Source organism: Psychrobacter fozii, from assembly GCF_003217155.1.
In the GTDB taxonomy this organism is placed as follows: domain Bacteria; phylum Pseudomonadota; class Gammaproteobacteria; order Pseudomonadales; family Moraxellaceae; genus Psychrobacter; species Psychrobacter fozii.
In genome coordinates this window covers 1-15,362 of record NZ_QJSU01000016.1, presented here as the reverse complement: position 1 = coordinate 15,362, position 15,362 = coordinate 1, and the positions used below count along the sequence as shown (strand labels likewise).

Annotated in this window: 10 protein-coding genes; 7 read left to right on the top strand and 3 right to left on the bottom strand. The window is 42.6% G+C overall.

Annotated features, from left to right (window positions below; genetic code table 11):
• Positions 1 to 74: 74 nt before the first annotated feature.
• Complete coding sequence (bamJ, locus tag DFP82_RS14330) at positions 75 to 806, top strand: BamJ family beta-barrel-assembly machinery protein (RefSeq protein WP_110924402.1); 732 nt, start codon at positions 75 to 77, stop codon at positions 804 to 806.
• 337 nt (positions 807 to 1,143) lie between these two features.
• On the opposite strand, the gene argA is transcribed toward bamJ, so the two are convergent.
• Complete coding sequence (gene argA / locus DFP82_RS14325; RefSeq protein WP_110924401.1) at positions 1,144 to 2,466, bottom strand: amino-acid N-acetyltransferase; 1,323 nt, start codon at positions 2,464 to 2,466, stop codon at positions 1,144 to 1,146.
• Positions 2,467 to 2,984: 518 nt separating this feature from the next.
• Here argA and DFP82_RS14320 point away from each other — a divergent pair.
• The gene (locus DFP82_RS14320; protein ID WP_110924400.1) at positions 2,985 to 3,569 is read left to right on the top strand and encodes a hypothetical protein; all 585 of its coding nucleotides are present in this window, start codon (positions 2,985 to 2,987) and stop codon (positions 3,567 to 3,569) included.
• A 159-nt stretch (positions 3,570 to 3,728) separates the two neighbouring features.
• Here the strand turns inward: DFP82_RS14320 and DFP82_RS14315 are convergent, their stop codons facing one another.
• Positions 3,729 to 4,718 carry a patatin-like phospholipase family protein gene (locus DFP82_RS14315; protein WP_110924399.1) on the bottom strand — a complete coding sequence of 330 codons (990 nt, stop codon included), beginning with the start codon at positions 4,716 to 4,718 and terminating at the stop codon, positions 3,729 to 3,731.
• Positions 4,719 to 5,111: 393 nt separating this feature from the next.
• On the opposite strand from DFP82_RS14315, the gene recG reads away from it, so the two are divergent.
• Positions 5,112 to 7,475, top strand: a complete 2,364-nt coding sequence (gene recG, locus DFP82_RS14310; RefSeq protein ID WP_245905745.1) for an ATP-dependent DNA helicase RecG — start codon at positions 5,112 to 5,114, stop codon at positions 7,473 to 7,475.
• A 106-nt stretch (positions 7,476 to 7,581) separates the two neighbouring features.
• Here recG and DFP82_RS14910 read toward each other — a convergent pair whose 3' ends face one another.
• The gene (locus DFP82_RS14910; RefSeq protein ID WP_265090099.1) at positions 7,582 to 7,710 is read right to left on the bottom strand and encodes a hypothetical protein; all 129 of its coding nucleotides are present in this window, start codon (positions 7,708 to 7,710) and stop codon (positions 7,582 to 7,584) included.
• Between the two features lie 526 nt (positions 7,711 to 8,236).
• Between DFP82_RS14910 and DFP82_RS14305 the strand changes: the two genes are divergently transcribed.
• The 4 genes from DFP82_RS14305 (at position 8,237) to DFP82_RS14290 (ending at position 14,442) form a co-directional block, all read left to right on the top strand.
• Positions 8,237 to 9,595 (top strand): efflux RND transporter periplasmic adaptor subunit, encoded by a 1,359-nt coding sequence (locus tag DFP82_RS14305; protein ID WP_110924398.1) that lies wholly within the window; start codon positions 8,237 to 8,239, stop codon positions 9,593 to 9,595.
• Entirely contained in the window at positions 9,592 to 12,693 is a 3,102-nt protein-coding gene (locus DFP82_RS14300) for an efflux RND transporter permease subunit (RefSeq protein WP_110924397.1), read from the top strand. Before DFP82_RS14305 ends, DFP82_RS14300 begins: the two co-directional genes overlap by 4 nt.
• A 94-nt stretch (positions 12,694 to 12,787) precedes the next feature.
• A complete protein-coding gene (locus tag DFP82_RS14295) occupies positions 12,788 to 13,456 on the top strand; it encodes a YceI family protein (RefSeq protein ID WP_245905744.1) in 669 nt (222 codons plus the stop codon).
• A 677-nt stretch (positions 13,457 to 14,133) separates the two neighbouring features.
• Positions 14,134 to 14,442 carry a hypothetical protein gene (locus DFP82_RS14290; protein ID WP_110924395.1) on the top strand — a complete coding sequence of 103 codons (309 nt, stop codon included), beginning with the start codon at positions 14,134 to 14,136 and terminating at the stop codon, positions 14,440 to 14,442.
• Positions 14,443 to 15,362: the final 920 nt, after the last annotated feature.

Genomic DNA, 15,362 nt, shown 5'->3' with positions numbered 1-15,362 from the left:
CTCCTAAAACTAAGATTTGCTATTATAGAACCATGTGACATCTCGCCACTATTCTTACAATTTGAGAGTACTTTATGAAAAAAATCACTACTTTAAGCGTTAGTGCACTTGCTAGTGCTATGTTGTTAGTAACAGGCTGTAGCACAAATAATGGCAACCAAGAAACGGCTGCTCAAAGTGTTTCAATCACCGAACAAAGTTCAGCAAGCGAAAAGGTCGGTTACAGCTTAGGATATATGATGGCTGAAGGAAATAAAGAAGCGGTCGGTGATCTGAATCTGGACACTTTTGAAAAAGGCTTCCGTGATGGTTATGAAGGTACTGATTCAGCATTGACTCAAGAGCAAATGCAAGAAGTATTGACTACGTATCAAAAAGAGCAAGAAGAAAAGTTCGTCAAAGAGATGGAAACAAAAGCTGGAGACAACAAAACTAAAGGCGCTGCGTTCTTGGCAGAAAATGCTAAAAAAGAAGGCGTAAAACAAACTGCGTCTGGCCTACAGTATAAAGTAGTAACCGCAGGTACTGGTAAATCACCAAAAGCAACTGACGTGGTTGAAGTGAACTACGAAGGTAAATTGATTGATGGCACTGTATTCGATAGCTCTTATGAGCGTGGTGAGCCAATCGAGTTCCCACTAAATCAAGTTATCGCTGGCTGGACAGAAGGTCTACAGTTGATGAAAGAAGGCGGAAAATATGAGTTCTATATCCCGTCAGATATCGCTTATGGCGAAGCTGGTAATGCAGGCATCGAGCCTAACAGCACGCTAGTATTTACGGTTGAATTGTTATCAGTGAAATAATGAGTATTAGGGCGTGTCCTCAATTCAATCGATAGTTATCTAAATGGGTTAAAAATGGCTAAATCTTGCCAAACGGCGTCAACTAGCTAACTAATATCTCGATATTATCTGCGCTATTTTCCTTGTTTGACTGCAATTTATCTCATTTTTATCACCATTTTTAAAATGAGGACATGCCCTAGTAATTATTTAGCATTAGTAATCACTAATCATAATACTGAATAATAAAAAAGCCCTCTTAAATTAGAGGGCTTTTTTATGACTACATTTTATAATTTTTAACTGGTAAGTGTGTTCACTTGATCAAAGCGGTCCTAATTAGCATTCTGCTAACTTACTAAAGATTCTTTTGGAATACTTTAGAATTGCGACCGTTATGATATTGCTCTTGGCGTGCTTCAGGCAGTGCACTTGCTTCAACTTCTGCAAAGCCTTGTTCGACAAACCAATGTGCTGTGCGAGTCGTCAATACAAACAGTTTATGTAGACCATGGCTACGTGCTTGTTGTTCCAAAAATGCCAGCAAATCAGCACCTCGGCTACCGTTACGATATTCAGGATGTACCGCAACGCATGCAATTTCTGCAGAATCCTTGTCCAATGGATAAAAGGCTGCACAGCCCAAAATCATACCATCACGCTTAATGACACTATAATGGTCAATCTCTTGTTCTAAACATTCGCGTGAGCGGCTGACCAAAATGCCTTGTTCTTCTAATGGCGATAGTAGCTCGATCAATCCTACTACGTCATCAATATTGGCACGGCGAATTTCTTCATAAGGGTCATGGCTAATCAGTGTACCAGAGCCGTCACGAGTGAAAAGCTCTTCTAGCAATGCACCATCTTTGGCATAAGAGATGATATGTGTGCGATGAACGCCTTTGCGGCACGCCAAACTTGCACAATTTAAAAAATAATTAATTTCGCAGTTCAAATCCCGATCGCGCAAGAAGCGATCGACTTCGTTTGGAATCATCTCGCGTAATAGTCGATCGCCATCATTGATACCGGCTTCTTCACCCAAGAATATCAATTTGTCAGCACCAAGTGCGACAGCAGCATTAAGTGCAACGTCTTCAGCAAGTAAGTTGAAGACTTCGCCAGTTGCTGAATAGCCCATCGAACCTAAAATGACAATATGATCATGAAGTAGGTTGTTTTTGATGGCTTCAATGTCGATAGAACGTACCTCACCAGTCATCTGGTAATCAATACCATCACGAATACCGTAAGGACGCGCTGTGACAAAATTACCTGAGATAGCGTCAATGCGTGAGCCATACATGGGTGAGTTTGCCAGTCCCATCGATAGTTGCGCTTCAAGTTGCAGGCGAATCGCGCCTACTGCTTGTAAAATAGAAGGCATTGCTGCTCTTGGGGTAATTCGAATATCTTGATGCAATGGAGAGGCGATACCTGCTTCTTTTAGGTTTTTTTCGATTTGCGGTCGTGCCCCATGAACCAGTACCAACTTGATCCCTAGGCTATGCAATAGAGCAAAATCATGGATAAGCGTGCTAAAGTTGGCGTGATTGACCGCTTCACCGCCAAACATAATCACAAAAGTTTTACCACGATGTGTATTTATGTAGGGAGCAGAGTTGCGAAACCAATGAACGTATTCAGGGTTAATCTGGGGCATGGCGCTAGTAGTCATAATGGGAGCAGCAGTCGTTAGAATAAGAAAAGGTGCGTAGCAAAAAGATGCTGGTCGCTAAAGATTTACCATAGCAAAAAATGCCGTTATGAGCTATCTTTTATTTCAGTTGTGTTAATGAATCCTTATAGCTGATTGACTATATACACAACCTCAACACGGGGTTAGTGTACGTACAAATGCTTTTTGTTATGCTAAACGCTATTGCTTTACAGATAGCGAACGCAGATAATCAATAAAAACAATGAGCCTGACACGATCACTTGATTGGATGCGACTTTATAGGATGATAGATTGTTCTTCATTTACTATGAATAACCAGCTATCAATAGTTATCAGGTGAGTCGTGATAGATACACCCAATAATATAAAGTCAGCTAGCACTAAGTAGCAGTACTCGAAATCATATATAGCTTCATATAAAGAATACGGCGATGAGTGATTGAAAATATATTAAACTCTTTTCAAGTTTTACCAATTGCGTTTTACAGATATATCAACCAGGGATAATGAAAACCATGAAAAAAAATAATCAATTTGCTAGCCCGTTTAGCGCTTGGAGCGGTCATCGCTTGTTTCACGTTGTCGCCGGTACACTTATCGGTGCGATGGTCGTCACAACACAAGCCTCGGCGATGCTGCCTACGCCAGAGCAAGCTGTGGATAGTTCAGTTGCGGTGCAAGCCAATGCCAATCAAGGTTCAAGTGCACAAGCCGTGAATAGCAAAATTACAGCATCATTGATTAGTGTTGATGCAAATGGTGAAGAGATTTTGGTTCCTGTCAATGCAAATACGCGCCTACAGTCAGGCAATGTCCTAGAATATCAAGGATATTTCACTAATACCAACGCTGATCGTGTACGTAAAATGACGGTTACCATGAGTATCCCTGATGAAGTAGAGTTAATGCGTACGGTAGCACCGGAGTTCCCGTATGGTAGTGTTGACGGTAATAATTTTGCGCGTATGCCATTGCGTACGAGAGTAGACAATCAGCTGCAAGATGTTGATATGAAATACTATAAAGCAGTACGTTGGGATATGGAAGGCGTTGGTCTTAACGACACAGTCGCAGTCAAATATCGTGCACGTGTAAAATAACGATTGTGTATGTGTAAAACGACGTCGATGCTTGAATATTAGAGTTCATGTAATCATGCATTTTTCATGATTTGCGCCGTTATAAAAAGCACCATAGCTCATTGCTATGGTGCTTTTTTATTCGAGTTTAGATTTTTAGATAGGCTACTTATTTATCGTTCAAAGGGTTGCATACTTGCTTTCAGACTTCTGCTTTATCAACTGTTTGATGGCATTGATTTGTGAGGTAGTAGCCTGAGACCCAGCCGTAATGAGGGTACGGCGCTGGCTAGTATCTATTGAGCTGGTATGACTGACAGCAGGAGTAATGACAATATCTGCACTATCCCGTTCACGACGCATTGATGCGCTATGATTGGTACTTGGCTGAGCCGCGATAGTATTCTCTAGCAATCTCCAAAAGCTGCTGAATGAGTTAATGTTCCGTATGCCTTTGAGCGTAGTGTTATTGCTGTCACTCGTATCCGTCACATCTACGGCGATGATAATATCAGCACCCAACTCCCGCGCACTATCAACAGGTACTAAGCTGACCACACCACCGTCTATATATTTTTTACCGACTTTTTCAGGGATGCGTGGAGCGATAAAAATATTAGGAACGCTACAAGACGCTTGTACCGCCAGTCCTGCATTGCCAGTGGTAAAGACTGCTTTTTTTAGCGTATTTTTTTCGGTAGCAATTGCTGCAAAGCGAATGGGAAAGTCTTCTATTGCGCGTTCACCTACTTTTGCATTGATAAAGTTTTTTAGTTTAATGCCTTCGATAAACCCTTGATTGGATAAAGTGAAATCAGTCAACGCGCTATCCGTAGTCGTCAGTGCCAGTCGCTCAAGCTGTGCAGGCGTGTATCCACTTGCATATAGGCTACCAACCAAACTACCGATACTCGTGCCAACGATAATTGTAGGTTTAATGCCGTTCTCTTCTAGTTCTTTGATTACTCCCACATGGGCAAAGCCTTTAGCGCCCCCACCGCCCAATACTAAGGCTACGCTAGGTGATTCTATTTCAGGAACTATAGGTGTGACACTCGCTGGAGTCAGTGTGCTACAAGCGCTGATGACTAGTCCTAGTGTAGTAAGTATGCCCACACGTAGCAATGATAAATGATGATGGCGTGGATGGCTGAAAGTGGGAGCAGGCATAAAAAGACCTTAGAGAGTTGTATAAGTTAGAAAACAAGACATCAGTTATTGCTATGATATAGATGATTCATTTATCTTAAAGACTTCGCACAGCCATACTACGAAAGCGCTGAGTATAGGCCATGAATTATGAATAAATTCTTAATCCCAAAAATATGGCTGACGGTGTTAGATTAGTTTGGTCTACACGATATAGTATTTGCATACGTTTGCTTTGTTACTCTGGGCTTTGGGAGTGGGGTTAGACTATCCATGACAGTCATAATGACTTAGTATTTTATATCAAATTGATAACTATAGTTTTTATAAGATGCAGCAAATGTAGACCAAGAAAATTGAATCTATAATACTTAAAAACATTGATACTTAAAAATAATCTCGCTAGGATCTTTGATGCCAACATCGACAAGCCCTTCTTTAGCTCACTCATCAGACCACTTTAGATCTGATCTGCCAGTTTCAGCGCTAGATATGCCTGTGACAGCGCTGGCAGGCGTTGGCCTAAAAGTCGCAGAGCAGTTAGCACAGTTGAATATAAAGCGAATATTTGATTTGCTACTGCATCTGCCACGTGATTACGAGGATCGTAGCCGACTGGTATCCATAGCAGACGTAGAGCATGGGCAGTCGGGATTAATCACTGGGCGTGTGGTACACGTCGATACTAAGCGCAGTGGTATGACGGTAGTGGTAGATGATGATACAGGGACGATATCCTTACGATTCTTTAAGGTTTATCGTGGTCTTGCGCAAACGATGAGTTTGGGTACACAGCTGCAGCTGTTCGGCGAAGTCAAAGTCAGTCGATATGGCAAGCAGATGAGTCATCCTGAATATCAGATTATTACTGATAGTGTTGCCATGACCAATACGGGATTGCAGCCGATTTATCCCAGCGTTAAAGGATTGCATCAAAATAAGCTGCGCACCTTAATCAAATTGGCACTACAAACTGTCCGCAGCCAAGGTCTGCCGATGACCTTGTTTACTCCCACAGATTTTTCAGTGGTGGCTGATCTGCCGTTAGCGCCTTTTGAGCCGATGAAGTCATTAATGGCAGAGCATGATTATTCAGAAGATATCTTTTCGACATTGGCACGTAGTGTGCCAGACAATATGATTGGTAATAGCGTTAATAGAGGCGGTGCAACAGCCTATGATAGCAATCGTAGTATTAATAGCGGTGTTAATACGGCAGCAGCTCGATCAGCGCACAACAATGTCTATAATTTGACGATATTTGAAGCCTTAGTCTTACTACACACGCCTCCGACTTATACCGATGCTGAACAGCAATATAAACTATTAACTCAGCTGAGTGCCCGTACGCATGCTGCCTGCCAGCGTTTGATTATTGAGGAATTGACTGCGCATCAGCTTAGTTTATTGTATCGACGCCAGCAATTGCATCAACACAAAGCTCCTAAATGCGCCACTCAAAGTCCATTGGCTGATGCCTTGTTTGGCGCATTGCCTTTTGACTTAACGGGCGCACAAAAAAGAGTAATGCGAGACATTACCGCTGATATGGCGACATCTATTCCTATGTTGCGGCTGGTACAAGGCGATGTGGGTGCTGGTAAAACATTAGTAGCGGCGGGCGCGGCGGGCTATGCGCTTGATAGTGGCTGGCAAGTGGCTGTGATGGCACCGACTGAGATTTTAGCTGAACAGCATTTAGTTAATTTTAAACAGTGGTTTGAGCCGTTGGGCATTGGTGTTGGCTGGCTCGCTGGCAAGCAAACTGCCAAGCAACGCCGTGAATCATTGGAGGCAATCGCTGAAAATACCGTACAAATCGTAGTCGGTACGCATGCGTTGTTTCAAGAGCAAGTACAGTTTGCCAAATTAGGGTTAGTGATCATTGATGAGCAGCATCGATTTGGCGTTGAGCAGCGTATGGCACTAACCAATAAAGGCGTGGCCAACAGTACACCGCATCAGCTGATTATGACCGCCACACCGATTCCACGTACGCTAGCTATGAGTGTCTATGGCGATATGGATACCTCTATCATTGATGAGTTACCACCGGGACGTACGCCGATTACTACGGTGACAATTGATCGGAACCGCCGTGATGAGGTGATTGAGCGTATCGCTATTAATTGCGAGGCAGGTAGGCAAGCATATTGGGTCTGCTCATTGGTAGAAGAGTCTAGCGTACTGGATGCACAAGCGGCCGAGGCGACTTATGAAGACTTAAACGAGCGTTTGGATATTCGTATTGGATTAGTACACGGCAAAATGAAATCTGCTGATAAACAAGCCATCATGCAGCAATTCAAAGTAGGAGAGCTAGACTTGCTCATTGCTACAACGGTTATCGAGGTCGGTGTTGATGTGCCCAATGCCTCGTTAATGGTTATCGAAAATGCGGAACGATTGGGACTGTCGCAATTACATCAATTGCGCGGGCGAGTAGGGCGCGGCCCTACTAAAAGCTACTGTGTACTGCTGTATCAAAAGCCACTATCAGAGACTGGTACTGAGCGCTTGAATGTATTACGCGATAGTACCGACGGCTTTGTCATTGCCCAAAAAGATTTAGAGTTGCGTGGACCGGGTGAGCTACTCGGTAAGCGGCAAACTGGCAATGTCGGTTATTATTTAGCCGACCTCATTCGTGATGAGCAGTTGTTTGCGATTGCTCAGCGTTTGGCCAAGCATTTAATTGCAGACCCTACACGTAAAGCGGATGTCAGCCAGTTGATACATCGCTGGATGCCAGAGGCCAGTCGTTATACTAATGCTTAACCAATTAACCAAGGCTAATCAGCTGTGCAGCTTACATCAGTAAATTGATACTCAATAAAAAAGAGGACAGCTAATGCTGTCCTCTTTTTTGTTTGCCAAAATAAAGCTATTTAGATTTTTTTACTTTCTTCAGTGATTTTTTGAGATCTTTGAGGTTTTTCTTTTGCTGCTTAACTTTTGCTTTGGTCTCTTTAATCTCTTTCTTAAGTTTTTTCACTTCTGACTTATTAGCCATGATTGGCTCCTTTGTTGATGAAGTCCTCTTAATAATGACAAATTACCTCGTAAATTCAAGTCTGAACTGTAGGTGGTATGTATCATTGATTTTTGCAGTTTATTATTCAAACAACACTTATCGTATCTCAATCAGTTCAATGTGATGTCACACTCAATCATAAAAGTATCTTTATCAAATACGGTGTAATAATCTCCAATCATGTATTCGATTTGGTAATTGGGGTTTGATAGGCGAGGCACACGCACACAAAATTTAAGTAGGAATGTTGGGCTATGCTGGCGTCTTCAATCTGTAGTCATTGTCCATATTATAATTTCTAGTAGCAATATCTTTATGAAGTTCAATGTCTTACTATATTCTGATGATGACCAAAAACTGACCCCTCAGGTATGTAACATAATTGACCCGCTGACGAGTTAGTCTACAATGTTAAAAACCCTTATTAATAAGATGGGACTGCATCATCTTGTTTCCCTTATGCTTTTTACGGCGTTAGTACCGTGCTTATTTATAGAGACCAACTATGAGTGATTTTAAACACCCTGATAATAAGCAAGCGCCGACTAGCGAGCAACTCCCCGATATTGAGACCTCTCAACGAGCTGAGCTACCACCGTATCGTCAGTCTGAGTCATTGGTGAATAAACCCTCTTCAAAGTTACCATTATGGTTGTTACCTGCTTTAGTAGCAGTGTTGATTATTGGTGTCCTGCTCGGGAAATATTGGAGTAATGGTGAAGTAGAGGCAGTTGATTCTCCAGATGCTAGCAGTGCGCCCAGTGATAGTACTAGCGACGGTAGTACAGAGCAGGCGGTACTGTCAGTAGAAACAATCGCGCCAAGCCAAGATGATATAGGCAACACGTTAAGTGCTGATGGGACCATTAATGCTAAAGATACGGCGAATGTCAGTGCGAAGGTAAACGGTGTGGCTATCGAGCGTATCTTGGTCGAAGAAGGAGATCGCGTCAAAGCAGGTCAGGTACTGGCTATGTTCGATACCGATGCGATGGAGCAGCAAGTGCTACAAGCAGAAGCTGATGTCGCAGAAGCAGAAGCGACGCTGGCCAATGCTAGTGCTGACGCAGCGCGCGTATTGCCATTGCTCGACATTGATGCTATCAGCAAACAAGAAGCCGATCGCTATCGTACTTCTGAGCTTCGAGCTAGAGCGTCCTTGCAAGCATCAAAAGCTCGACTAAGCACTCAGCGTTTGAGTGTTGATAATGCTCGAGTGGTCGCGCCAGTAAGCGGTATCATCAGCGGAAAAATGGTTGAAGTAGGTATGGTAGCCGGTGGCGGGCCTTTATTTACTATTATTAAAGGTGGTGTTTTAGAGTGGCGCGCGGATATCGATCCCAAACTTATCGGTGAAGTCAATGTTGGTACGCCAGTACGTGTGAGCTTACCGGGTGGCGACTCTGTAATGGGTCAGGTAAGCCGTATTGCGCCAACGGCAGATAATAACCGTCAGATTACTATTTATGCCAGTTTGGCTGCCAATGCACAAGTACGGTCAGGCATGTATCAGACGGGTGAGTTCCTACTAGGCAGTGCCAGTACCCAGACGGTACCAAACAGCGCTATCGTGAGCAACGATGGTTATGACTATGTCATGCTAGTCACTAATATGAAGACTCAAGATGGCAAAAATACAGGTCGTATCAAACAACAGCGAGTGACATTGGGCAAGCGACTTGGCGTTAGTGTAGCGATTACAGAGCCATTGCCTACTAATAGTCAGATTGTGAAGCAAGGCGGAAGCTTTTTAAATGATGGTGATTTGGTGCTTGTCGTGAATGGTGCAATTCAAACAAGCAACCAAGCTGACACAGCTGCCGATAAAACCATGACTGGCACAGATAAGCAGGCACGCTTATGAGTTTAAATGTCTCAGCTTATTCGATTAAAAACCCGCTGGTTGCTATTTTGCTGTTTGTGCTCCTGACGTTAGGCGGGATTTACGGCTTTATGCAAATGAAGGTGCAACAGTTTCCAGATATTGACTTACCCGCAGTCGTTGTGACCGTCACCCTCCCTGGTGCAGCCCCTTCTCAGATCGAAAACGATATTGCAAAAAAGATTGAAAACAGAATTACTAGCATAGAAGGTGTTAAACGCATTCGCACGACGTTACAGACAGGTGTTGCTACGGTGGCAACAGAGTTTGTATTAGAAAAAGACATCCAAGAAGCCGTCGACGATGTGCGTTCAGCCGTCGGAGAAGTGAGCGGGGATCTCCCTGCGGCCGCCAACGATCCTATCATTACTAAAGTATCGACAGCAGGCTTTCCGATTGTGACTTATTCAGTCGCTGCCGATAATATGAGTGTTGAAGATCTGTCTTGGTTCATTGATGACACAATCACCAAGCGCTTATCAGATATTCCTGGGGTCAGCACGGTCGGTCGTATCGGTGGCCTTGAACGTGAAATCACAGTCGCTGCCGATCCTATTGCGCTAAGTGGTTTGCAGTTCTCGATTGCACAGTTGTCGCAGCAGTTGAGCGGTATTCAGCAAGACAGCGCAGGCGGTGAAGCTGAGGTAGGTAACGCAACCCAAACGATTCGTGTATTGGGTGCAGTTGAGCGGGCACGTGAGCTCAATGACTTGCAGATAGCAGTGCCGACTGGTGGCACGCAAGCGCTGGGGCGTATGGCACAAGTGACTGATGGTGCTGCCGACCCAAGCTCCCTTGCCAAGCTTAATGAGCAGACCGTTGTGGCATTTAACATTACTCGTTCGCGCGGTGCTAGTGAGGTTGAGGTCATGGATTTGGTCGATGCAGAGCTTGCAAAGCTGACCGCAGAGATGAGTCAAATTAAGATTGATAAGGTTTATGACACCGCAACGCCAGTAGCAGAAGATTATAGTGCCTCCATAAAGATGCTAATCGAAGGCGGCATATTAGCCGTAATCGTGGTGTTTTTATTCTTAAGCAACGTCCGCGCGACCATTGTGGCTGCGGTTGCGTTACCACTATCAGTGGTTCCTACTTTCTTAGCGATGTATCTGTTTGACTTTAGCTTAAATATTATCTCCTTATTGGCCTTATCCTTAGTTATTGGTGTCTTGGTCGATGATGCTATCGTTGAAGTTGAGAATATTATTCGCCATCTTAGGATGGGGAAGACGCCTTATGAGGCAGCAATGGAAGCCGCTGATGAGATTGGGCTTGCGGTAGTGGCGACGACCTTTACTTTAATCGCTGTATTCTTGCCGACGGCCTTTATGGGCGGTGTCGTGGGTCAGTTTTTCCGGCAGTTTGGCTGGACGGCTGCTTTGGCTATCTTTGCCTCTCTACTGGTTGCGCGTTTGATTACGCCTATGATGGCAGCATATATACTCAGGCCAGAAAAGCATCATGTCGAAAAGCAAAGCAAACTGATGACGTGGTATCTGAAAGCCGTCACGTGGACACTGCATCATCGCTGGATAACGATGGGCGTGACGCTGGTACTATTTGTGGCTTCGTTAGGATTGGTCAAATTATTACCGACCGCTTTTATCCCTGATAATGACATTGACCAGACACGAGTGGCGATTGAGCTAACACCTGATGTGGCACTAGCAGATACAGAACGGGTTGCAGCGTTAGCGAGTGCTCGCATCTTAGCATTGCCAGAAGTCACCAACATATTTACGTCTGTCGGTGAGGCACAAGAGTCGATGGACTCGGATTCCGGTAGTGGTAAAGCAGAAAATATAGGCAGTCTAGATATCGTATTGGCTCCGCGTGCTGAGCGAGATTCGAAACAACAGGTTGAGCGTAAGATTAGCGCGATACTTTCGGAGGTGCCAAGTGCTCGTTTCACGGTCGGGCTATCGAGTGGTGGTGAGACGGGATACAACTTTTCGCTGACCAGTAGCAATCCTCAAGTACTTGAAGAGACCGCGCAGCAGATTATGTCCGATATTCGTGCATTGCCAGGTGCAGGGTCAGTCACTAGCGACCGCAGTCTACCGCGTCAAGAGCTAACCGTGACGCCTGACAGACTAGCGATGGCAGATAAAGGCGTGACCACACAAGATATCGCGACTACCTTGCGTATCGCGACGGTCGGTGACTATGAGCAAAGTCTGTCTAAGCTTAATTTGGATACACGGCAGATTCCTATTGTTGTGCGTTTGCCTGATGTCGCAAAACAAAACGTCAATCAGTTGGAAGGCCTATACGTATCTAGTAATAGTGCCGCAGAGCAAGGCGTGCGTATCAGTGAAGTGGCCAGTTTGGATTTCGGTACTGGGCCTGCTCAGATAAAACGTCTCGATCGTGAGCGTGCGATCAGTATTACGGTACAGCCTGCAGATAGTGAGCTTGGCGAGTTGGTACAAGCAGTCAAAAAGACCCCGACAATGCAAAATTTGCCTGCGTCAATTACCATTATTGATCAAGGGCAAGCCGAAAATATGGCTGAGCTTTTCAGTGGTTTTATCATCGCTATGTCAGTCGGTATCATCTGTATCTTAGGCGTGTTGATTCTTCTGTTTGGCAAAGTGCTACAGCCTTTTACGATTTTAGTGGCATTACCTCTATCAATCGGCGGTGCTTTTATTGGTTTGGTGATTACTAATAGCAGCTTGTCGATGCCTTCGATGATTGGTTTCATTATGTTGATGGGTATTGCAACCAAGAACTCTATCCTGTTAGTGGATTACGCTATCATCGCCCAAAATCGTGGACTAGCAAGGTTTGATGCGATGGTCGATGCCTGTCATAAGCGTGCTCGACCGATTATTATGACGACGATTGCGATGGGCGCTGGCATGTTGCCATTGGTCTTTGGTTGGGGTGATGCAGATCCTACTTTCCGTCGCCCGATGGCGGCAGCAGTATTGGGTGGTCTGGTGACCTCGACGCTACTCAGTCTCGTGGTCATTCCAGTGGTTTATACCTTAATGGACGACGTGTCAGGCTGGTTTGCTAAATGGCTGACACCAAGTGGCAAAGATAAATCAACTATAGATAGCAAAGTTTAATTTGGTGCTTTAATTTTTATAAGTCAGATTACCAAAACGAAAAAGACAATATCTATCGATTAGATATTGTCTTTTTATCACTATATGAGCGCGTATGACGATCACAAAGGATGTGGTTGGCTTGTCATTTACTGCACAAAGGAATGTCATTATGAGTCATGCTTTTCTCTCAAAGGCACTATTATCCTATCGCAAATTTCTATTGGGTTTATGTCTAAGTACAGTAGGCATCGTCAGTAGTTATGCGACCCCCTATCATATCGATTCTACCCGTACCAACGTACGTTTCGCCATTGAGCCTTTCAATACGTCAACGATCAATGGTGGCTTCTATAATTTGAGCGGTCAGCTTGATTATGACCCAACGGCTAAGACAGGCAATATCGCTCTCATAATTCCTCTGAATACCTTAAATACAGGTAACAAAATTTTCGATACCACGCTTAAAAGTGCAGATTTCTTTGATATTGAAAAATTTCCAGTGGCTCGTTTTAAGTCTACCAAATGGCATTTTTTATCTAATAAAGACACCATCAAAGTTGATGGCTTATTGACGCTACATGGGCAGACCAACCCCGTTACGCTCACTGCTACCAAGTTCAATTGCTATTTAAATCCGATATTAAAAAAATCGGTGTGCGGTGGGAGTTTTACGACAACTATAGATAGAACGAAGTGGGGTATTAATAAATATACAGTGTTAGGCATGGCAAAAAAAGTGAAGTTAGATATTCAAGTGGAAGCTGTAAATCAATCATATTGATCTTGAGAATACGATGAGTTATGGCCTATTTTTGGAATTTGTGATGCTCATATCTATATATTTTTCTTTAATAAGTATGATGACCTTAAAAAATTTCGTAATATTTCAAAAATATAATGACTAAATTTTGTTATCAGACTGTTGCCAACATACTTTCACTCTTACGATATAGAAAATTAATGCCATAACATAATAAATATTCAAAAATCCAGAAAATATAAGGAGTTTAGAGTAATTTAACAAGGAAATGATAAGAGAGCTAAAAAATAATAAGTACGTATTATTAAGTAGAGGTTAATAACTAATAGAGCATATGTTGTTTAGTTATAAGGGCTTGAGATTAAGAGTTATCAATAATAGTTCTCAATATGTTGATATAACAAAGATGCTATAGCAATTGCACAATGTCACAAGAAAAAAATAAGCACGTTAGACTGGTAATTTTTGTACTACTGAATGCCAAAGTTATTAATTGGTAGTCTTGTGTTCGGAGATTATGGCTAATAAAGATTAGATCATAATGTTCTGATCTCAAATCGAACATGATAATAGCTCAAATAATTATCATAACTTTATTTATGACAGTGCTGTTTGTTAAATAGATTCGAGCTGTACGAAATACCGTTTAGGCTTATTTTTAACTGATGCATAAAATCTGTGAATCAAGGAATTAATCAATGAAAAACCTTACTTTGTCTTTATCGTTACTTGTTGGCGCTGCACTTACTATTCCAAGTCTAGCCATGGCTGCTGAACAACCAGTCGTACAAACTGCGACTGCAGATACTACCATGCAAACCGAAGCTGGAAGTATGGATAATGGACTTCAAACTGAAACTGAAGAGTTTAACAATATGTCTGATGCCGAGAGCATGAATGATATGGCTCAGACTGATGATGGAAGTATGAATGATATGGCTCAAGCTGATGCCGAAAGTGATAGTACTGTTGAAGTTGAAGAAGAAACTGCACAACCATATTTATAATTAGAAAGTTAGTTTCTGTGGTGAGTAGTTGCTCACCATGCAAATGATTGCCCTTAAGTTTAATAAAACCGATCGTGTTATCTCATTAGCAGTGATGAAATTTAAAACAATATGCAGAATCGAAAAGGCAGCCATTAGGTTGCCTTTTTTGTGTTGTTATGAATAGGTTACGATTAGCAACTTCAAAGACCAATGATTCTAAGGACGGGTAAAGCTAAGGTGACCGATAATATACGCTTGCTTGATAGCTGCCAAAATATACTAAGATAACTGCACTCATCTATATAAGTTAATTAGTAGACAGTAGTGGAAGTATGCAAATGACTGAAATCTAATTAAGGGCATTCAGTTTTTGGATATAGATGTATAGCTGAGCAACTGCTTTAGGTCAGCTATTTATATAAGTTATCCATATTGCGATGTTTACACACTCATCTGTACTAATGTACTTTGGATGTGCAAAGGATATATAGAGGCATATCATGAAGTCCAAAACGGTCGAAGCTCCATTATAGAATGAAAGTTCAAAAACTAACTAGCGCACCAAATCACTAGCCCCTTGATAAGTAGCCAGTATTTCTAAGGCAGTTAAACAAACTATAGAATAGTTTTCAAGAGTCCTTGACCTTCACTTTAAACCGAGTATACTGCCACCCAGTCGGAAGGGAAGGATATTTAGAAAGTGAGAAATCACTTAATGAATATTTCGAATTAATTAGTTTTAAACTAAATGAAAAATATCTCTTGACTCAAGATTTAAAGGGTCTATAATACGCCCCTCAACAGGGAGAACTGGCAGTAATTAGGAACTAATTACTTAATTAAAACCCAGTTAACTCATTGAAACGAAATTAAAAAAGAAGTTGACAGACTATTAAAACATGATATGATAGTCAGCTCGCTAAATAGGATAAGCCACA